Annotated in this window: 16 protein-coding genes; 4 read left to right on the plus strand and 12 right to left on the minus strand. The window is 64.1% G+C overall.

What is annotated here, in order from left to right; all coding sequences use genetic code 11:
* Nucleotides 1-5: 5 nt before the first annotated feature.
* From FJW10_RS20515 to FJW10_RS20540, 6 genes are all read right to left on the minus strand, one after another.
* Nucleotides 6-422 carry a type II toxin-antitoxin system VapC family toxin gene (locus FJW10_RS20515; RefSeq protein ID WP_140901414.1) on the minus strand — a complete coding sequence of 139 codons (417 nt, stop codon included), beginning with the start codon at nt 420-422 and terminating at the stop codon, nt 6-8.
* On the minus strand, nt 412-822 hold the full coding sequence (locus FJW10_RS20520; RefSeq protein WP_140901415.1) for a hypothetical protein: 411 nt from the start codon (nt 820-822) through the stop codon (nt 412-414). Before FJW10_RS20520 ends, FJW10_RS20515 begins: the two co-directional genes overlap by 11 nt.
* 69 nt (nt 823-891) lie before the next feature.
* Complete coding sequence (locus tag FJW10_RS20525; protein ID WP_140901416.1) at nt 892-2,262, minus strand: glutamine synthetase family protein; 1,371 nt, start codon at nt 2,260-2,262, stop codon at nt 892-894.
* 84 nt (nt 2,263-2,346) lie between these two features.
* Entirely contained in the window at nt 2,347-3,903 is a 1,557-nt protein-coding gene (locus tag FJW10_RS20530; RefSeq protein ID WP_140901417.1) for an amino acid permease, read from the minus strand.
* A gap of 89 nt (nt 3,904-3,992) precedes the next feature.
* Entirely contained in the window at nt 3,993-5,531 is a 1,539-nt protein-coding gene (locus FJW10_RS20535) for an amino acid permease (protein WP_140829439.1), read from the minus strand.
* A 12-nt stretch (nt 5,532-5,543) separates the two neighbouring features.
* Nucleotides 5,544-6,371 (minus strand): N-formylglutamate amidohydrolase, encoded by an 828-nt coding sequence (locus tag FJW10_RS20540; RefSeq protein WP_140901418.1) that lies wholly within the window; start codon nt 6,369-6,371, stop codon nt 5,544-5,546.
* A gap of 146 nt (nt 6,372-6,517) precedes the next feature.
* Here FJW10_RS20540 and FJW10_RS20545 point away from each other — a divergent pair, with 146 nt between their 5' ends.
* The 3 genes from FJW10_RS20545 (at nt 6,518) to FJW10_RS20555 (ending at nt 11,910) form a co-directional block, all read left to right on the plus strand.
* Complete coding sequence (locus FJW10_RS20545) at nt 6,518-7,342, plus strand: MurR/RpiR family transcriptional regulator (RefSeq protein ID WP_140901419.1); 825 nt, start codon at nt 6,518-6,520, stop codon at nt 7,340-7,342.
* Between the two features lie 222 nt (nt 7,343-7,564).
* A complete protein-coding gene (locus FJW10_RS20550; protein WP_140901420.1) occupies nt 7,565-8,722 on the plus strand; it encodes an efflux RND transporter periplasmic adaptor subunit in 1,158 nt (385 codons plus the stop codon).
* Nucleotides 8,719-11,910 (plus strand): efflux RND transporter permease subunit, encoded by a 3,192-nt coding sequence (locus tag FJW10_RS20555; RefSeq protein WP_140901421.1) that lies wholly within the window; start codon nt 8,719-8,721, stop codon nt 11,908-11,910. The genes FJW10_RS20550 and FJW10_RS20555 overlap by 4 nt, the downstream gene beginning before the upstream one ends.
* Before the next feature lies 1 nt (nt 11,911).
* Here FJW10_RS20555 and FJW10_RS20560 read toward each other — a convergent pair whose 3' ends face one another.
* The 6 genes from FJW10_RS20560 to FJW10_RS20585 all read right to left on the minus strand — a co-directional run bounded on the left by FJW10_RS20560 (nt 11,912) and on the right by FJW10_RS20585 (nt 17,782).
* On the minus strand, nt 11,912-12,322 hold the full coding sequence (locus FJW10_RS20560) for a GtrA family protein (protein WP_140901422.1): 411 nt from the start codon (nt 12,320-12,322) through the stop codon (nt 11,912-11,914).
* Entirely contained in the window at nt 12,319-13,140 is an 822-nt protein-coding gene (locus FJW10_RS20565) for a ChbG/HpnK family deacetylase (protein ID WP_140901423.1), read from the minus strand. The genes FJW10_RS20560 and FJW10_RS20565 overlap by 4 nt, the downstream gene beginning before the upstream one ends.
* Complete coding sequence (locus tag FJW10_RS20570; protein WP_140901424.1) at nt 13,137-14,105, minus strand: glycosyltransferase family 2 protein; 969 nt, start codon at nt 14,103-14,105, stop codon at nt 13,137-13,139. The genes FJW10_RS20565 and FJW10_RS20570 overlap by 4 nt, the downstream gene beginning before the upstream one ends.
* Nucleotides 14,098-15,264, minus strand: coding sequence for a glycosyltransferase 87 family protein (locus tag FJW10_RS20575; protein WP_140901425.1), 1,167 nt, complete (start codon nt 15,262-15,264; stop codon nt 14,098-14,100). The genes FJW10_RS20570 and FJW10_RS20575 overlap by 8 nt, the downstream gene beginning before the upstream one ends.
* Nucleotides 15,265-15,497: 233 nt before the next feature.
* Nucleotides 15,498-16,535, minus strand: a complete 1,038-nt coding sequence (locus FJW10_RS20580) for a zinc-binding dehydrogenase (RefSeq protein WP_140901426.1) — start codon at nt 16,533-16,535, stop codon at nt 15,498-15,500.
* Between the two features lie 5 nt (nt 16,536-16,540).
* Nucleotides 16,541-17,782, minus strand: coding sequence for an acyl-CoA dehydrogenase family protein (locus tag FJW10_RS20585; protein WP_140901427.1), 1,242 nt, complete (start codon nt 17,780-17,782; stop codon nt 16,541-16,543).
* A 108-nt stretch (nt 17,783-17,890) separates the two neighbouring features.
* Between FJW10_RS20585 and FJW10_RS20590 the strand changes: the two genes are divergently transcribed.
* Nucleotides 17,891-18,706 (plus strand): SDR family oxidoreductase, encoded by an 816-nt coding sequence (locus FJW10_RS20590; RefSeq protein ID WP_140901428.1) that lies wholly within the window; start codon nt 17,891-17,893, stop codon nt 18,704-18,706.
* Nucleotides 18,707-18,715: the final 9 nt, after the last annotated feature.

Consider the following 18,715-nt stretch of genomic DNA (forward strand, 5'->3'; position numbering starts at 1 on the left):
TGTTCTCAGCAGGCGATGGCCCGGATATGACCTTGCGCTGCATAGGCCAGAATGGCCCTGTCACGCGTTACGATTGTCAGATCGCGCTCCCGCGCGGTGGCTATCAGAATTCGATCCATCGGATCGTTGTGAACGACGCCTGGCAGGTAGGAGGCCGCAATGAGAATGCCCGGCGTCACGTCTTCCACCGTGACGGACGCCGCGTTGACGAACTCGTCGAACCAGCGATCGGGTGTCTTCGTCGACGGTAACCTGCCCTTCGATACGAGCATGCCCATCTCCCATGCCGTCATGACTGATACATTCAGCCTGCCGGACTGAGGAGCCTTGCTGATAGCCGTTGTCGCCGTCTCAGCAATCGGTGCGTCCTGCGAAATCCAGATGACCGCGCAGGTGTCCAACAGAAGGTTCTCAGTCTTCATAAAGCTTGCCCCAATCCGGGTCGGCAGGCTCCGTCAGATCGACATCAGGCATGATCGTAAGCGTCCCCTTCATGCAGCCGAAGATCGGGTGTCTTGACGGTGTTCCACTGATTTCGGCTTGAGCCGATTCACCAAACCCCTCTGAGCCACTCGAACCTGCCTGGGTGCGCCGAAACACCAGATTTTCGCCGCCAATATTGACCGACTCCGTCTGGAACCCCGCGGCCAGCCATTCTTTTGTCATCGGATTGTTGCTGGGGTTGTTGCTCCACCAAGCCGGATACTGCTTGGACGCCGGCAGCTTTTCGCCAAGCAGCTTCTCGATGTCGCTGAACGACATCGGAACCCGATCACCGGCTTGAGCCATGAGGTACGAACGCAAAGGCGAATACTTTCCCATTTCACGCTCCTGAACTTAACCAGCCGAAATTACAGCTTTAGTTACGTTCAGTCAACACGAATTACAGCTTCAATACCTCTCAAAGCCCCTGTGCAGCTCCCAATCCGTGATGCGGCGGTCGTATTCGAACTGCTCCCAGCGGGCGGTATGCACATAGTGCTCGATCACGTCGTCGCCGAAGGCTTGCTTTAGCATCTTTGACTTGGCCAGCGTCTCGGTGGCGTCGCGCAAAGTCTTTGGAATCTCGGGCAGGCGCGAGGCCTGGTAGGCGTCGCCGACGAACGGCTTCTGCAGCTCCAGCTTCTCATCGATGCCGGCAAGGCCGGACGCGATCAGCGCCGCGAAGGCGAGATAGGGATTCAGATCGGCGCCGCCGATGCGGCATTCCATGCGGATGCCCTTGGTGCCCTCGCCGCACAGCCGGAAGCCGGCGGTGCGGTTGTCCTCGCTCCACATGATCTTGGTCGGCGCGAAGGTGCCGGCCTGGAAGCGCTTGTAGGAATTGATGTACGGCGCCAGGAACCAAGTGAATTCCTTGGCGTATTTGAGCTGCCCGGCTGCCCATTGCTGGCCGAGGCTCGACAGCGTCCAATCGGCCTTCTTGTCGAAGAACAGCGGCGTCTTGCCATCCGCGCTCCACAGCGAATTGTGGATGTGGCTGGAATTGCCGGCGAGGCCGTAATTGTATTTGGCCATGAAGGAGATGGCCTTGCCCTCGGAATCGGCGATCTCCTTGGCGCCGTTCTTCAGGATGACGTGGCGGTCGGCCATGTCGAGCGCTTCGGCATAGCGCACATTGATCTCTTCCTGGCCAGGACCCCATTCGCCCTTGGAATTCTCGATCGGAATGCCCGCCGCTTCCATCTCGTTGCGAAGCCGGCGCACGACGCCTTCTTCCTTGCTGGTGATGCCGATCTGGTAGTCGCCGATATAGGGCGAGGCGCTGTCGAGTCCCTGCCAGTGCTTCTTGCGCGCGGAATCGTAGGTTTCGCTGAACAGGTAGAATTCGAGCTCGGAGGCGAAATAGCCGATATAGCCGCGCTCCTGCAGTCGCTTGACCTGCTTCTTCAGGATCGCGCGGGGCGAGTGTGCCAAATCCTCATGGTCGTGATGGTCGAGCACGTCGCAGATGACCAGCGCCGTCTTCTCCAGCCACGGAATGCGCCGCAGTGTCGACAGGTCCGGCTTCATGACGAAGTCGCCATAGCCCTTCGACCAGCTCGCCGCCTTGTAGCCCGGCACCGGCTCCATATCGATGTCGCAGGCCAAGAGATAGTTGCAGCCATGCGTCTCGCCATGCGCGGAATCGACGAAATACTGAGCCAGGAAGCGTTTTCCCGAGAGCCGGCCCTGCATGTCGACGATGCAGGCCAGCACCGTGTCGATCTCGCCGTTCGAGACCGCTTTCTTCAACTGATCGAACGAGAAATTCCCGGCCATTCCTTTGGCACTCCAGCGCTTGTCGATTGAGGGGAAACAAAACCATGGCCGGCGTTGCGCCGGCCATGGCCATGAGGCGAAGTATCAGTGGCCGGTCTCGCCGACCGCCTGTTCGGCCGCCTTGATCGCTGCCTGGCGCGCCGCGATGATGTCGCCGAGCGGCGGACCCTGGAAGCGGTTGCGCTCGAAGGCGAACCAGACGATCGCCGTCAGGATGAAGAAACCGACGGTGATATAGAGCGCCCAGTCGTTCGGCGGCTGGATGCCGATGACGAAGATCAGGATCATCGATACGATCGAGAGAAAGCCGAACAGCATGAAGACGGCGCGCCCCATGTTCCACGGGCCCATCTTGTCCCACTTCGGCGTTCCCCAGGCCATCATGCCGAGCACGATAGGCACGATGAAGGACAGGAACAGGAAGATGACCGTGCAGGATACAACGATCGTATAGGCCGAGGTGCCGGCGACCGAAACCAGGGTCGAACCCCACACGAACAGCACCGACAGGATCGAGGCCGTCCAGATCGCCGCCACCGGCGTGCGATAGGTCGGGCTGACCTTGGCAAGCGCTGCCGAGCCCGGCAGGCCGCCGTCACGCGAGAAGGCGAAGATCATGCGCGAGGCCGAGGTGACGGTGGCAAGACCGCACAGCAGCTGCGCGATGAACACGACGAGGTAGACGAACTCCTTGAGGCCGGGGCTGACGCGCTGGTCGAAAGCCCAGAAGAACACGTTCCAGCCCTGCTTGGCGGCGTCGTCCATGTTCGGGATCATCAGCACGAAGGCGGCCAGGAACAGGTAGCCGAACAGCGCCGACCAGACGACCGACATCACCATCGCGCGCGGCACCGAAGAGGCTGCCTTGATGGTCTCTTCCGACGTATGCGCCGAGGCGTCGTAGCCGGTGATCGTGTAGATCGGCAGCAGGAGGCCGAGCGCGAACACCCAGGCGTTCGAAACCGATGGCCACACACCGCCGCCGGCGTCGCCGGAGTAGTTATGGAAGGTGAAGAGGCGGCTGAAATCCCAGGTCTCGGCCGAAAGCAGGCAGACCACTGCGATCAGGATCGAGCCGAAGAAGATGAGATATCCCGAGAAATCGGTCAGTTTCGCTGTCAGCTTGATGCCGAGATGGTTGATCAGCGCCTGGGCGCCGGTGATGACGACCAAGAAGATCATCTGGTTGGTCAGCGTGCCCTCGATGCCGAGCGCCGGTCCGAAGGCGCCGATGAAGAACGTCCAGGTGCCGACATTGATGGCGCCCAGCACGGTGATCAGGCCGAGCAGGTTGAGCCAGGCCGTGACCCAGCCGGTGCCGCGATTGCCGAGGATCGAGCCCCAGTGGTAGAGGCCGCCGGCCGTCGGATAGGCCGAGCTGATCTGCGACATGGCAACCGCGAAGGTGAGCGACACGAAGCAGCCGACCAGCCAGCCGATGCCGATGCCGATGCCGCCGGCGCCCGACGTGGCCTGGGCCAGCGAATTGATGCCGCCCGACAGGATGCAGATGATCGAGAACGAAACCGCGAAATTCGAGAAGCGGCTGAGCCGCCGCTCCAGTTCCTGGGCATAGCCCATGCTGTGGAGGGCTTTCACGTCCTCCGCCTTGTCGACGTCTGTATAACCCGGTGTCGTCATGTTGGAATTCCCCTATGGTTCTTGGCTGGCCGGTCCTGCACCTCGATGCCCGATCGGCCTGAGCCGACCGGGCGATATTGCGTTTGCCGTTAGCTCGCCGTCTGGCCGACTGCTTTTTCCGCGGCCGCGATCTCCGCCGCGCGACGAGCAATGTCGGCACCGACCGGCGGTCCCTTGAAGCGCCGCGATTCGATACCAAACCACAAAACCACCAGCAGAATGATCAATCCGATGGCGTAGTTGATCAGAATGTCGAAGGGCGGCTGGATGCCGGCATACATCAGCACCAGGACCCCGAGCACGGTGACGATGGCGAAAGGCTTTGACCAGACGCCGAGACGGAACGGGCCGAACTCCGTCCAAGTCTTGCCTTCCGCAAGCAGGCCTGCCGCCACCGGCATGGCATAGGAGACGTAAAGGAAGAGAGCGCAGCCTGCTGCCAACGCCGCGAAGGCCGGCGAATAGAGCGTGGCCGCGATCGACAGCACGACGCCAAGCCAGATGGCCGGGACGGGCGTGCGCCAGGTCGGCGAAACCTGCTTCCACAAAGACGACCCCGGCAGGCCTCCGTCGCGCGAAAAGGCGAAGATCATACGCGAGGTCGACGTGAGCCCGGCCAGCGCGCACAGATAATTCGCCAGCACGATGCAGATGCCGAGCAGATCCTTCAGCCAGGTTGGCGCCGGCAGGTTGTTGAAGAGGTTGAACCAGGCATTGCCGCCGTCCTTTGCGGTCGCCACGAGGTCGGGGCTCGCGAGGACGAAGGAGACCGCCATGACGAAGCCGAAGACGAGAGACCACAGGACTGCGTGGATCATGCCCCTGGGCACTGCGGTGCGAGCATTGTGCGTCTCCTCGGCGGTGTGCGCCGAGGCGTCAAAGCCGGTGATCGTATAAAGCGGGTAGAGAAGGCCGATCAGGAAGGCCACCAGCGCCGTGCGGGCCGTCGGAACATAGCCACCGCCGGCATCGCCGGTCGTGTTGACGAAAGTCGTCAACCGCGAAAGATCGAAGCCATGCGCGCCCCAGATCAGGAAGGTCAGCGTCAGCACGACCGCGACAACGAGGATTAGGTATCCTGAAAAGTCGGTCAACATCGTTGTCGTCTTGATGCCGAGATGGTTGAACAGGCCTTGGGTGACGGTGATGATGACAACCGCCGTCGTCTGCTGCCAGAAACCCCAGGTCGATGTGTCCAGGCCAAGGATCGGTCCCGCGACAAGCCCGGAAAACAACAGGTAGACGCCGACATTCACCGAAGCGACGACGAAGATCAGGCCGAGCAGGTTGATCCAGGCCGTTGCCCAGCCCCAGCCGCGCCCGCCCAAGATCGACGACCAATGGTAAAGCCCGCCGGCGGTAGGATAGGCCGAACCGATCTGGCCGAGCGAAGCCGCGACCACAAGGGCGAACAGGCCGCCTATAACCCAGCCGATGGTCGCCTCGAAACCGCTGCCGGTGCCCATCGCCAGCGGGAACGACGTGATGCCGCCGGCCAGAATGCAAATGATCGAGAAGGAAATGGCGAAGTTGGAGAAGCCGCTCATGCGGCGGGCCAATTCCTGGGCATAGCCCATGCTGTGAAGGATTTTAACGTCCTCCGATTTCTCTGCGTGATCTGTTGTCATGTTGGAGTTCCCCTATCGTTCTTGGCTGGCCGTTCCTACTGACTTTCCCATTGCGCGCGGTCGGAAGCCCCTGGCCTCGTCGGGCTCCAGATTCGAGAATATGCCTGTGAGCAGATCCGCCCATTTCCGCTGCCCGGCATCGCCGGCGATTTCGTCGTTGCGGATTTCGATCATCGCGCAGGCAAGGCCGCGCGAACGCGCGTGCCGTTCCAGCGTGAAATAGACGCGGTCGGCCGGCGAATAGGGTTCGTTGGCGCCGACAGTGACGCCGGAGAGCCGCTGCAGCGCCGATATCAGCGGCGCCGCCAGGCGGCGATCCTCGTCATGGATGATGCCGATATGCCATGGCCGGCTCTTGCCCTTGTAGATCGGCGTGAAGGAGTGCACCGACACCAGCCGTGTCTCCTGGCCGCGCGCCAGCCGCTCGTCGATGATCCGGGCGATCGTGTCGTGGAACGGGCGCCAGGCAAGGTCGATCCGCGTGGCGCGGTCTTTGTCCGAAAGACCCGTGTTGCCCGGAATGGCTGTCGTCTCGCTGACCGGCGGAACGAGGTCCGGCGCGTCCAGCGGCCGGTTGCAATCGATGACGAGCCGCGACACGCGGGTCTCGATCAAAGTGGCATCGAGCGCTTCGGCCATGCGGCGTGCGACGGGAAGCGCGCCCGGGTCCCAGGCGATATGGCGCGAAAGGTCCGCGGCCGGCAGGCCGAGCGTCCCGAACTCGGCGGGAAGGACGTTGGAAGCGTGGTCGCAAGTGATGATGAAGGGGCTTGAGCCGCCAGGGTTGGTCACCCTTACGGTTTCAGACGGTGCAAGGCTGACAGGCCGTGCTTTCTCCATGCTGCCGTCCCCTGGGGGAGCGCTGTATCGTATGTTACGTATTTTGTCTCATTGCGTCCCTATGAATGATTTCATACAGTTTGACCGGCTTTGTCAAACGCGAATTCGGGAAAACGGCGGCGGGCGGCCAACAGGCGGGGGAAAACATGATTTCCAGCATTGCCGAACTGATCTCGGACCGCATCGGGACGATGCCGGCCGGCGAGCGCCGCGCGGCCCAGACGCTGATTGCCAACTATCCTTTGACCGGGCTGAAGACGGTCGCCGAATTCTCGGCCGCGGCCGGCGTGTCCTCGCCGACGATCTTGCGCTTCGTCGCCAGGCTCGGCTTCCAGAACTATCCTGAATTCCAGTCGGCGCTGCAGGATGAATTGGCGGCGCAATTGCAGTCGCCCGCTTCGCGCACGCTCGATCCAAGCTCGGCCGGCGGCGCCGTCTCGCCGATGCTCGAGGCAACGCTCGACAACATGCGCGAGACCTTCCGGCACCTCACCGACAGACAGCTTGCCGACATAGCCGCACGGCTTGCCGAGCGGCGCGGCAAGACCTACCTCATCGGCGGCCGCTTCACCGATCCGCTGGCCCGCTACATGGCCGCCCATCTCGCCATCATCCAGCCGGATGTCTATCACCTCGCCGGCCAGGAAAGCATCTGGCGCGACCGCCTGATCGACATGGGCAAGCGTGACGTCCTGGTGATCTTCGACATCCGCCGCTACCAGGAAAGTCTCGTCCGCTTTGCCGAGAAGGCGCATCACCGCGGCGTGCAGATCATTCTCTTCACCGACCAGTGGCTGTCGCCGATCGCCCGCTTCGCCCGCCACGTGATCGCCGGACGTACCGCCGTGCCGTCGGCCTGGGATTCCTCCGCCGCCCTGTTCGTGGTCGCCGAAACCCTCATCGGCGCCGTGACCAGGCAATTGGAAGCGGCTGGCGCCAAGCGCATCCGCGATCTGGAGAGCTTGCGCTAGCGAGGCGGAAACCGGTGGCCGGTTGCCAAATGCGGCAAACGCAAGAGTCCGAACCGCGTCCGGACCTCACGTTACCGAGATTTAATGTGCACGATTGCGTGATAATTGCCATAAACCGCTGATATTGGGGTTTGGCGTGGCCGGTTTTCGCCCCCAGCCCGTATCGTCGAAGTGCCTGCTTCCGCTGGAATCCGGCAGACGAATCCTGCCGCTGGAGTGTCGATGTCGAGCTGGAAACAGATTGTTGCAGCGCTTGTGATTCTGATCGCCGCCGTGGCCGCCTGGGCACGCTTTTATCCCGGCGCGCCTCAGATACTGGCGCGTTGGGGAATGGACTGGGCCATCGCCGCGACACCTCCTGCAGCGGAAAGCGCCGCCGCTGGTCCCGGCCAGTCCGGACGCAACCGCGCCGGTCAGATCGTCACCATCGTCGCTTCGCCCGCGGGCACCGCCACCATCAACGACAGGCTGCAGGCGATCGGCACCGGCCGTGCCAACGCGACCGTCACCGTCAATCCATACTCGTCCGGGCGCCTTACCGAACTGCTGGTCCAGTCCGGCACGCATGTCGAAAAGGGCGATGTCATCGCCAGGCTCGATTCCGAAACGGAAGTGATCGCGCGCGACCGCGCCCAGGTGGCGATCGAGGATGCGCAGTCCAAGCTCGACCGGGTGAAGTCGCTCAGGGCGTCCAATGCGGCCACGCCCGTGGCCGTCGCCGATGCCCAGGTGACGCTCGCCAACGCCAGGCTGGCGCTGCGCGATGCCGAGCTCGCGCTCGAGCGCCGCTCGATCATGGCGCCGATCGAAGGCACCGTCGGCATCCTGCCGATCGCCGCCGGCAACTATGTCACCAGCCAGTCGGCGATCGCCACGCTCGACGACCGCTCCAGCATCCTGGTCGATTTCTGGGTGCCGGAACGCTTCGCCGCCGCGGTCAAGGTTGGCGCCCAGCTGTCGGCCACGCCTCTGGCCAACCCTAACCAGGTCTATACCGGCACCGTCTCGGCCATCGACAACCATATCGACGAAAACAGCCGCACGCTGCTCGTCAAGGCAACGATCGCCAATCCCGCCGATTCGCTGCGCGCCGGCATGTCCTTCCAGATCGGCATGCGGTTCCCGGGCGATACCTATCCGGCAGTCAGCCCGCTCGCCATCCAGTGGGGGACCGACGGCGCCTATATCTGGGCCGTCGACAACGGCAAGGCCAAGCGCGTTCCGGTGCGCATCATCCAGCGCAACACCGAGACCGTGCTGATCGATGCTCCGGTCGTGAGCGGCGACATGGTGGTGACCGAAGGCACGCAGAGCGTCAGCGAAGGCGGCGATGTCCGCATCGCCGGCGAGGATCGCGCCGCCGGGACCGAGGGCTCATGAGCGGCGCCGGCGACGCCGCCGCGGGATCTGGCCTGACGGCGCTTTTCATCCGCAGACCGGTCATGGCCTTCGTGCTCAACACGCTGATCGCGGTTGCCGGGCTTGCCGCATTCTGGGGCGTCGAGATCCGCGAATTGCCGGATGTCGACCGCCCCGTCATCACCGTCAACACCACCTTCGAGGGCGCGGCCGCCGAAACCGTCGACCGTGAGCTGACGGACGCGATCGAAGGCGCCGTCGCGCGCGTTTCCGGCGTCAAGTCGATCTCGTCCACCTCCTCCTTCGGCCAAAGCCGCGTCACCATCGAATTCAACGACGGCGTCGACCTCAACGTCGCGGCCTCCGACGTGCGCGATTCCGTCAGCCGGATCACCAATCAGTTGCCCGAGACTGCCGACGCGCCGCGCATCGTCAAGGCCGACGCGAATTCGGACCCGGTGATGCGGCTGGCCGTCACCTCCGACACCATGTCGGTGCAGGACATGACGGTGTTCGTGCAGGACCGCATCGAGGACGAGCTCGCCGCGGTGCCGGGTGTCGCCGACGTCCAGGTTTCCGGCGACCGCGACAAGATCTTCCGCATCGACGTCGACCAGAACAAGCTGGCGAGCCTGGGCTTCACCGTCGCCGACCTTCGAAAGGCTCTTGCCTCGGTCGCCTTCGATTCCCCGGCCGGCTCGATCACCACGACCAATCAGGACCTCATCGTTCGCACGACCGCCGACGTGACCACGCCGGAGGAGTTCGAGAACATCGTCATCGGCGGCGCGACCCGTATCCGCGACGTGGCCACCGTGACGCTCGGGCCGGATATCGGCCAGACTTCGCTGCGCTCCGACGGCAAGACCGGTATCGGCCTCGGCATCATACGCCAGGCGGAATCGAACACGCTCGACATCTCGACCGGCGTAAGGGCCGCCGTCGCCAAGCTGCAAGAGACGTTGCCCGCCGGCATGTCCATCAAGGTGACCAGCGACGACGCCGTCTTCGTCAACGGCGCCGTGCACGAAGTCGAGATCGCGCTGGCGCTGTCGGTCTCGATCGTGCTCGTCGTCATCTACGCTTTCCTGCTCGACTGGCGCGCCACGCTGATCCCCGGCCTGGCGATGCCCGTCGCCATGATCGGCACCATCGCCGCGATCTATCTCGCCGGCTTCTCCGTCAACATACTGACGCTGCTGGCGCTGGTGCTGGCGACCGGCCTTGTCGTCGACGACGCCATCGTCGTGCTCGAAAACATCGTGCGACGCCGCAACGAAGGCATGGGGCCGCGCGCCGCGGCGGTGCTGGGCACGCAGGAAGTGTTCTTCGCCGTCGTCGCCACCACGCTGACCCTGGTTGCCGTCTTCGTGCCGATCTCCTTCCTGCCGGGACAGACAGGCGGCCTGTTCCGCGAATTCGGTTTCGTGCTGGCGATGTCCGTGCTGCTCTCCTGCATGGTCGCGCTGACGCTCTGCCCCATGCTTGCCTCGCGCATGCTGACCAGCGCATCGCTTCACCATGAAGGCGGTACCGGCATCGGCGCGCGGATCGGCGGCGCCTTGCACGGGCTCTACAAGCACTGCCTGCGTCTTTGCCTCGACGCACCCTGGATCGTTGTCCTGGTCGCGCTCATTTTCGCCGGCACCGCCTTCACGCTGTTCGGCACCATCCGCCAGGAACTGACGCCGACGGAAGACCGTGCCGTGGTGCTGTTGCGCATCAGCGCGCCGCAAGGCGTCAGCCTCGACTACACGACCGAGCAGATGCGCAAGATCGAGCGGCTGATCCAGCCGCTGCGCGATTCCGGCGAGATCCGCTCAACCTTCGAAAATGCCGGCAACAACGGCTCCTACAATTCGGGCTTCATGGTGATGACGCTGGCGCCCTGGGACGAGCGCAGCCGCAGCCAGCAGGAGATCATGGCCGACATCAGCCGCCTGACCAGGCAGGTGCCGAGCGTGCGCGTCTTTCCGGTGCAGCCGAACAGCCTCGGCATTCGCGGCGCCGGCAACGGCCTGCAATTCGCGCTGGTCGGCAACGACCGCAAGGCGCTGAGCGAGGCGGCGGTGAAGATCGTCGACGAGATGCGTCGGGATCCGCGCTTCCAGACGCCGCGCCTCTCCGTCGACCCGACGCAGCCGCAGCTTGCCGTGGCCATCGATCGCGAACGCGCCTCCGATCTCGGCATCGACATCACCGGGCTGGCCGACACGCTGCAGGCCATGCTCGACGGCAACGATGTTGTCGACGTCTACATCGCCGACCGCAGCTATGGCGTGAAGCTGGTCTCGACCACCAACCCGATCAACGACCCGACCGACCTGGAAAACATCTTCCTGAAGACGTCCGATGGCCGTTTCGTACCGATGTCGACCATCGCCACGCTGACCGAGCGCGCCGTGCCGCCGTCGCTGACGCGCGAGCAGCAGCAGCCCTCGGTCGCAATCACCGCCAATCTCGGCAGCGGCTTCGCGCTCGGCGAGGCGCTGACCCGAGCCGAGGAGATCGCGACGCCGCTGCTGCCGCCCGGCGCGCGCATCCTGCCGCTCGCCGAAGCCGCCACGCTCGGCGAGAGCAACAACGCCATGATCGCCGTCTTCAGCTTCGCGCTGGTCATCATCCTTCTGGTGCTGGCGGCCCAGTTCGAGAGCTTCGTCAGCGCCGTCATCATCATGGCGACGGTGCCGCTCGGGCTCGCCTGCGCCATTTTCGCGCTGCTCCTGTCGGGCACCAGCCTCAATGCCTACAGCCAGATCGGACTGGTCCTTCTGGTCGGCGTCATGGCCAAGAACGGCATCCTGATCGTCGAGTTCGCCAACCAGTTGCGCGACCGTGGGCTCGGCGTGCGCGAAGCGATCGAACAGGCTTCGACCATTCGGCTGCGCCCGGTAATGATGACCATGATCTGCACGGTGCTCGGCGGCGTGCCGCTGGTGCTCGCCGCCGGCGCCGGTGCGGAAGCCCGCGTCGCGCTGGGCTGGGTCATCGTCGGCGGCCTAGGGCTCGCCACCGTCTCGACTTTGTTCCTGACCCCTGTCGCTTATCTCTTGCTTGGCCGCTTCGTCACGCCGAAAGCGCACGAGGAAGCGCGCCTGAAGCGTGAGCTCGAGGAAGCCGCCTACATCGACCATGATCCCGAAAAGTGGGAACCGGCTTTCGGAAAGATCGTGGTTGGATCAGGTCCCGGTGCGGAGCCGGCCGAGTAGACTACCTCGACAACCGGCCTTCGATCGACCAGCGCGCCGCCAGGAAGTTCAGCACCGCCGCCACCACGACGCCAATGATCTTGGCCGGCGACACGCCGATGGCCCCGGCCAGGACGGCGATCGAGAGACTGGAGACGCCAAGCGAAATCAGCGCTCCAAGCGAGACGAAGCGCAGGAAGGAATGGTGCAGCCGGATATTCGGGTCCCGCTCGAACGACCAGAAGCCGTTCGCCACGAAGGAGAAGAGCACGGCGATGAACCAGGCGCCGACATTGGCGGCCAAAGCCGGCACCGCGAGCTCGAGCAGCAGGAAGAAAGCGGCAAGGTCGATGCCGGTGTTCACCAGCCCGACCAAGGCAAAACGGACGATCTTGTTGCCGGTCGAACGCCGCGGCTGGCCGGCCCCGCTCATGTATTGCCGTCCATGACACGGGCTTCGGCCCGCTTGAGGCTGATGCCGAAATCGTCTGACGTTAGAAAGTCAAATTCGACCTCGCGCACGCTTTGCATCGGGTCGCGAGCGCGCAGCATGTCATCGACACGGCCCGGATGGCACATGAACACCCCTTGTTCGGGCAACGTGTCGATCGCGGCGTGCAGCGTCGAAGCGAATTTCTCCGGCTTCCGCCAGTCATAGATGCCGGAAAGCGGCGTCATGAGGCTGAAGCCCGCCCGTTGCATCGATCTGTTGAAGCCCACGGCCAGCGTCGCGATCGCCGCGATCTTGGCCGCCGCCGCGTCCAGGCCGGGAAGTCCCGGCGCGCCTCGCAGCGCCGGCCTGCGCGCACTTTCCCCAAAACGGGCAAGCAGCCAATTCCGCACCGCCGGAAGGAAGTGCACGTGCTGGTGTCCGTCGATGTGGTCGGGCGGGCCGGCCAGCGCTTCGGCGAAGCGGTCGTACTGGGCGTCGAGCTCGGCATGAACATCCCGCTCGTCGATACGCTCGCGCCGCACCGGCAACGCAAGAGAGGCAAGCCCGGGCAACTTGCCGTCCGGCGCCAGGCTGGACAATCCGGTCACGGCTATCTGATCGGTCAGGGTCAGGTGCAGCCCGACGGCCGCGCTTCGACGGAACGGCCTGATACGCGCCGCCGCGTCTTCCCATTCGGGAAAGCCGGTCATGCAACTGGTTCCGGTCAAGCGGCCACGCTCGATGAGGTCGAGGATCGCACCCGATACCCCCGGCGCCAGCCCGTAGTCGTCGGCGATCAGACGGATCGACCTGGTCATTTGTCGGCGACTACCTGCTCGGCGGCATTGCCATGCAACACGTCGCGCACGATGTAGACGGGCCGGTCCTTGCTTTCGCTGAGCGTGACCCAGACATACTCGCCGATCAGGCCGAGCAGCGCCAGGTTGAGGCCTCCAAAAAGCACGACGGCGACCATGATGCTGGGGTAGCCTGGCACGGCGATGCCGTAGAACAGCACCTCGAACAGCACCTTCACGCCATAGGCGAGACCTGCGAATGCCGCGAGCAATCCGATGAGGCTGATGACGCGCAGCGGGATCACGGAAAACGAGGTGAACCCTTCAAGCGAGAACGCGATCAGGTTGAACCTGGTCCATTTCGACGTGCCGCCGGAGCGGTTTTCCGGCGAGTAAAGCACGGCCTTCTGGCGGAAGCCGGCCCAGGCGAACAGGCCCTTGTTGAAACGCCGCTTGTCGCGCACGCTGGTCAAGGCACGTGCCACCGCGCCGCGCATGACACGGAAGTCTCCGGCATTCTCGGGAATATCGAAGCGCTGGCTGCTGTTGATCAGCCTGTAGAAGAGCCGCGCCAGCTGGCTGCGCCGCCAGCTGCCCTCGCGCCGGTCGTTCTGCGCGTAGACGACATCGATTTCGGGATTCTCGACCAGCTCGCCGATCATCCTCAGGCTGATATCCATGGAATGCTGGAGGTCGGAGTCCATGATCAGGACCATGTCGCCGCGGGAATGATCGAGGCCGGCGAGCACCGCCGCTTCCTTGCCGAAATTGCGGCTGAGCCGCACGATCTCCCACGAGCCCGACAACGCCGCAGCGAATGTCTCGGCGCTGCCGTCGCGGCTGCCGTCGTCGATCAGTATCTTGCGGACGGTCATGCCGAAGCGCTCGGCCACGGCCGCTTCCAGCCTGTCGAGCAACTCGACGAAGGCGATCGCGGATTCGGCCTCGTTGAAAAACGGCGCGATAACGTCGAGCATCTCAGCCATGCGCGACGGCTCCGGGGGTCGGCACTTTGTCCCTGCCTCGCCCCCAGAACCAGGCGACAAGCATGCAGGCGACTATGCTGGTGCTGATTGGCCACAGCCACAAGTGGAAAAGAGCGTGCAGCCGAAGATCGACACTGGTCAGTCCGGTAACGAAGAGGAGTATCGCCGGCAACCAGCGCATGACCGCGTGTTCCTTCTCCCGCCACACCAGGGCGATGGAAAGGCCGGCTGGCACCGCCACCATGGCATAGGTGTTCTGCTCGACCCGCGGATTGAAGACGCACATGTAGAACGCCGCAATGAGGAATATGGCCAGTCCGCCGATGTTGGAGTCCAGCCTGCGGTCCAACTGGAGCACCGCCCAAAGCGTAAGCAACCCCGCGACGACGCGCACGATCGTCGCCTCGGCTTCGGACAGCGGCATCCCAAACCGCGTGAAAGGCGCTGTGAAGTCGGCCGGAACGAAGGGACCGGTTGGGTCGATCGTCATCGACGTCAGCATGCGGAAGAAATCGTGGTACTGGGCGTTGATGTAGTCCGCGGGCGCAAAGCCGTAGGGGACGGCGAGCACGACGAGCACCGCCAGCACCAGCACCGGTATCAGCCGGGGACGCAGCGCTCCCACCAGAAGCAGCATGATGATCGCCGTGGGCTTGGCTATGACCGCAAGCGTGGCCCAGAAGAAGCTTTCAGCTCGGCGCCCCTCGAGCGCCGAGAGCGTGAGAAACCAGCACGCCCCGGTGAGCAGGATCGTCGCCTGGCCGTTGCGAAGCGCCGCCAGCGCCATCGGCAAGGCAAGGAACAGGCCGAAGGACACCAGCCATGTCTGCTCCTGGCCGTCGACCTTGCGCACCTGACGCATTGCGGCGAAAGTCAGCGCGCCGAAGCCCAGCACATGCCACAAAACGCTGCCCAGATGCGGCCCGAGCTTCACCAGGGGAACGTAAAGGGCGGCGAAGGCGGGCGCGTAGAGATACCCCATCGCGGCCTGGACGTGATACAGCGGTTCACGGCTCAGGAAAGCTTCGCTGCCATGTCTGTAGATATAGACCACCGAACGGGTATCGGGCGACCATAGCGCCAGGCCAAGCACAATCAGAAACGACCCGATCCACAGCCAAAACCCCAAACGGTCGAAAACCGGCTTGGTTTCCGTCATAGCGCACCCCGCGTTCCGACCAGGATGGCGTTCCCATCGCCGCCTGGCCTTCAGCGCCGGCGAGATATCACATCGAAATGAAATAGAACATACGAGCGTGACTGTTACCGGCGCCGGGGCAAAGGACGGCGCAACAGCGGCGTTTTTCCGCCGCCACCTTGTCGATCACAGCTTTGTGTTCAAGGCGTTGGCCGCCGTGGCCTGAACAGCTGCGATCGGCGCCTGGGGGGTGCCTACGGCTTGATGAACACCTTTCCGCTGGGCTTGGCGAGCTCGGCCGGCAGCCGCGCCATCGCTTCGTCCAGCGGCACCACCGCCGTGACGTCGGTCGACCAGCGTCCGTCGGAAAAGCGCTTCTGCGCTTCCAGCACCGCCGGACCCAGCCTGTCGCGGAACTGGCGCATCCATTCGGCCAGCCAGAAACCTTCGACACGTTTGTGCTGGAAGATCAGTTGGCCGGGCTCGCGGATCACCGTCGGCTCGGCGTCGAGCCGGCCATAGACAATCCAGCGCGCGCGTTTCGGCATGGCGTTGAAGATGGCGGAAGCCAGCGGGCCGGTGACGGCGTCGAGGAAGATGCGCGGCTGCTCAGCCTTCATCGCCTCGCGCAGCGCCGCCTCGAAATCCGCCGCCTTCTCGTTGAGCACATGGGCGGCGCCGAGCTCCTTCAAAAGCGGGATCTGCTCGTCGCGACGCACCGTGACGATCGGCCGGAAACCCGCCTCCTTCGCCAGCCCGATGATCAGCTTGCAGAGCTGGCTGGCGCCAGCGGTCATGACGAAGGCCTTTTCGCCCTCTTGCTTGACGATGTCGAACATGGCCAAGGCCGTCAACGGATTGACGATCATCGCGGCGCCGTCCTCGTCGCGCACCGTATCGATGAGCGGGATGCAGGACGCCGCCTCGGCGACGGCATAATCCGCCCAGGCGCCCCAGTTCGACACGCCGGTGGCGAAGGCGACGCGTTTCCCTGCGAGGCTCCTTGCATAGGGATCATCGCCCGTGGCGACGACAATGCCGACGCCCTCGAAACCCGCCGGCCGGCCCTTGACCTGCGGCTGGCCGTACTGGCCCTTGATGAAGGCGATGTCGGACGGATTGATCGAAGCGAGGTTGACCTTGATCAGCGCCTGGGTCGGACCAGGCGCCGGCACGCCTAAGGTGCCGGGCTGGAGGTAAGGCTCCATCACTTCGAGCGCTGCGGCCGAAGGCGTCCTGGTGTAACCGTCGCCGACAAGCAGCAACCCCCGCATTTGCGATGGAAGCGTCATGATCGTCAGACTTTTTCCTGAGTGTATTTCCTGAGTTCCGTGCGCGCCACCTGCCGCCGGTGCACCGCGTCCGGCCCGTCGGCCAGCCGCAGCGTCCTCAGATGCGTCCAGGAGCGGGCGAGCGGGGTATCCTGGCTGATGCCTTGCGCGCCGAACATCTGCACCGCCTCGTCCGTGACTTTCAGCGCGACGCGCGGCGCCACCACCTTGATCTGGCTGATCCAGGGCGCGGCGGCGCGCGCGTCGCCCTGGTCGATCATCCAGGCGGCCTTGAGGCACAGCAGCCGCGCCATCTCGATCTCCATCCGGCATTCGGCGATGATGTCGAAATTCGCGCCGAGCTTGGCCAGCGACTGGCCGAAGGCCTCGCGACGCACCGAACGCTGGCACAGCATCTCCAGCGCCATCTCGGCCTGGCCGATGGCGCGCATGCAGTGATGGATGCGGCCAGGCCCCAGGCGCCCCTGCGCGATCTCGAAACCTCTGCCCTCGCCGAGGATCAGGTTCGCCGCCGGCACCCGCACATTCTCGAATCTCAGATGCATATGGCCGTGCGGAGCGTCATCGTCGCCATAGACCTGCATGGGCCGCAGCCTGGTGATGCCCTTGCTGTCGGAAGGCACCAGGATCATCGAATGCCGGCGATGCTGCGGCTCTTCGTCCGATCCGGTCCTGACCATGACGATATAGATGGCGCAGCGCGGATCGCCCGCGCCGGAAGCCCACCATTTCTCCCCGTTCAGCACATAGTCGTCGCCGTGCCGCTCGCAGCGCATCGAAATGTTGGTCGCATCCGAGGAGGCGACGTCAGGCTCGGTCATCAGATAGGCCGAGCGAATCTTGCCCTCGAACAGCGGCTCCAGCCAGTCCCGCTTGTGCGCTTCCGATCCGTAGCGCTCCAGCACTTCCATGTTGCCGGTGTCGGGCGCCGAGCAGTTGAAGGTCTCGGCGCCGAGATGCGCCTTGCCCATCTCCTCCGCCAGATAGGCGTATTCGACGGTGCAAAGGCCATAGCCGCGCTTGGAATCGGTCAGCCAGAAGTTCCACAGGCCGCGTTCGCGCGCCGTCTTCTTCAAGCCTTCGAGGATTTCCGTCTGCCTGGTCGTATAGGACCAGCGGTCGCCGCCCTTGCCGATCTCGGCGAGAAATTCCTCGCCGAGCGGCGCTATCTCGTCGCGCACCATCGCCGCCACGCGCTGGTGGATCGGCTTCAGCCGCTCGGTCATACCGAGATTCATGTCCGTCATCGCTTCCGGCCTTTCCGAAGATAAATCTTTACCCGTGGCAAGGATGACCGTACTTCGGCTAGCCTTGTCAACGCGAGTCCTCGGCCGGGCAGGATGCGGAGAAACACGATGAGCTATCTGGACAAGCTGTTCTCGGTCGCCGGCAAGACCGCGCTGGTGACAGGTGCTGCGACCGGTATCGGCCGCATGGTGGCGACCGGTCTGGTGCGCGCCGGCGCCCATGTGATGATCGCCTCGCGCAAGGGCGAGGATTGCGTCAAAGTCGCCAACGAATTGAACGCGCTCGGCGGCTCCGGCCACGCCGAGGGCTTTGCCGGCGACGTGTCCAGCGAAGCGGGCATCGCCGCTCTGGTCGCCGAGGTCAAGGCGCACACGGAGCGCCTGCACATCCTGGTCAACAATGCCGGCATTTCCTGGGGCGCGCCGCTGCAGGATTTCCCTTACCACGCCTGGGCCAAGGTGTTCGGCGTCAACGTCACCGCCGTCTTCCACCTGACGCGGGAGCTCTTGCCGTTGCTCGATGCCGCGGCGAGCAGCGAGGATCCTGCCCGCGTCGTCAATCTCGGCTCGGTGATGGGTACCCAGCCGCTGGCCGACGATGCCTATTCCTACGCGGCCTCGAAAGCGGCGGTGCATCATTTGACGCGCACGCTGGCGATCGAGTTCGCGGCCCGCCGCATCACCGTCAACGCCTTTGCGCCCGGTCCTTTCCAGAGCCGGATGACGGCGTTTGCCACCGCGACCGAGGAGCAGGCGAAACATGTTGGTAACCATGTACCGCTCGGCCGCATCGGCGTGGCGGATGACATTGCCGGCGCAACGCTTTATTTGTGCAGCCGAGCCGGCAGCTATGTCACCGGCGCCATCCTGCCGATCGACGGCGGCCAGTCGGTGCAGCATGGAATGACTTTGTTCAAGGAATAAGGTGCCCGG

It is taken from the genome of Mesorhizobium sp. B4-1-1 (genome assembly GCF_006439375.1).
Lineage (GTDB): Bacteria > Pseudomonadota > Alphaproteobacteria > Rhizobiales > Rhizobiaceae > Mesorhizobium.

What these genes read in the sequence shown, in the direction of transcription:
- FJW10_RS20515 (WP_140901414.1), bottom strand. Translation starts at nt 422, where the DNA reads ATGAAGACTGAGAACCTTCTGTTGGACACCTGCGCGGTCATCTGGATT.
- FJW10_RS20520 (WP_140901415.1), bottom strand. Translation starts at nt 822, where the DNA reads ATGGGAAAGTATTCGCCTTTGCGTTCGTACCTCATGGCTCAAGCCGGT.
- FJW10_RS20525 (WP_140901416.1), bottom strand. Translation starts at nt 2,262, where the DNA reads ATGGCCGGGAATTTCTCGTTCGATCAGTTGAAGAAAGCGGTCTCGAAC.
- FJW10_RS20530 (WP_140901417.1), bottom strand. Translation starts at nt 3,903, where the DNA reads ATGACGACACCGGGTTATACAGACGTCGACAAGGCGGAGGACGTGAAA.
- FJW10_RS20535 (WP_140829439.1), bottom strand. Translation starts at nt 5,531, where the DNA reads ATGACAACAGATCACGCAGAGAAATCGGAGGACGTTAAAATCCTTCAC.
- FJW10_RS20540 (WP_140901418.1), bottom strand. Translation starts at nt 6,371, where the DNA reads ATGGAGAAAGCACGGCCTGTCAGCCTTGCACCGTCTGAAACCGTAAGG.
- FJW10_RS20545 (WP_140901419.1), top strand. Translation starts at nt 6,518, where the DNA reads ATGATTTCCAGCATTGCCGAACTGATCTCGGACCGCATCGGGACGATG.
- FJW10_RS20550 (WP_140901420.1), top strand. Translation starts at nt 7,565, where the DNA reads ATGTCGAGCTGGAAACAGATTGTTGCAGCGCTTGTGATTCTGATCGCC.
- FJW10_RS20555 (WP_140901421.1), top strand. Translation starts at nt 8,719, where the DNA reads ATGAGCGGCGCCGGCGACGCCGCCGCGGGATCTGGCCTGACGGCGCTT.
- FJW10_RS20560 (WP_140901422.1), bottom strand. Translation starts at nt 12,322, where the DNA reads ATGAGCGGGGCCGGCCAGCCGCGGCGTTCGACCGGCAACAAGATCGTC.
- FJW10_RS20565 (WP_140901423.1), bottom strand. Translation starts at nt 13,140, where the DNA reads ATGACCAGGTCGATCCGTCTGATCGCCGACGACTACGGGCTGGCGCCG.
- FJW10_RS20570 (WP_140901424.1), bottom strand. Translation starts at nt 14,105, where the DNA reads ATGGCTGAGATGCTCGACGTTATCGCGCCGTTTTTCAACGAGGCCGAA.
- FJW10_RS20575 (WP_140901425.1), bottom strand. Translation starts at nt 15,264, where the DNA reads ATGACGGAAACCAAGCCGGTTTTCGACCGTTTGGGGTTTTGGCTGTGG.
- FJW10_RS20580 (WP_140901426.1), bottom strand. Translation starts at nt 16,535, where the DNA reads ATGACGCTTCCATCGCAAATGCGGGGGTTGCTGCTTGTCGGCGACGGT.
- FJW10_RS20585 (WP_140901427.1), bottom strand. Translation starts at nt 17,782, where the DNA reads ATGACGGACATGAATCTCGGTATGACCGAGCGGCTGAAGCCGATCCAC.
- FJW10_RS20590 (WP_140901428.1), top strand. Translation starts at nt 17,891, where the DNA reads ATGAGCTATCTGGACAAGCTGTTCTCGGTCGCCGGCAAGACCGCGCTG.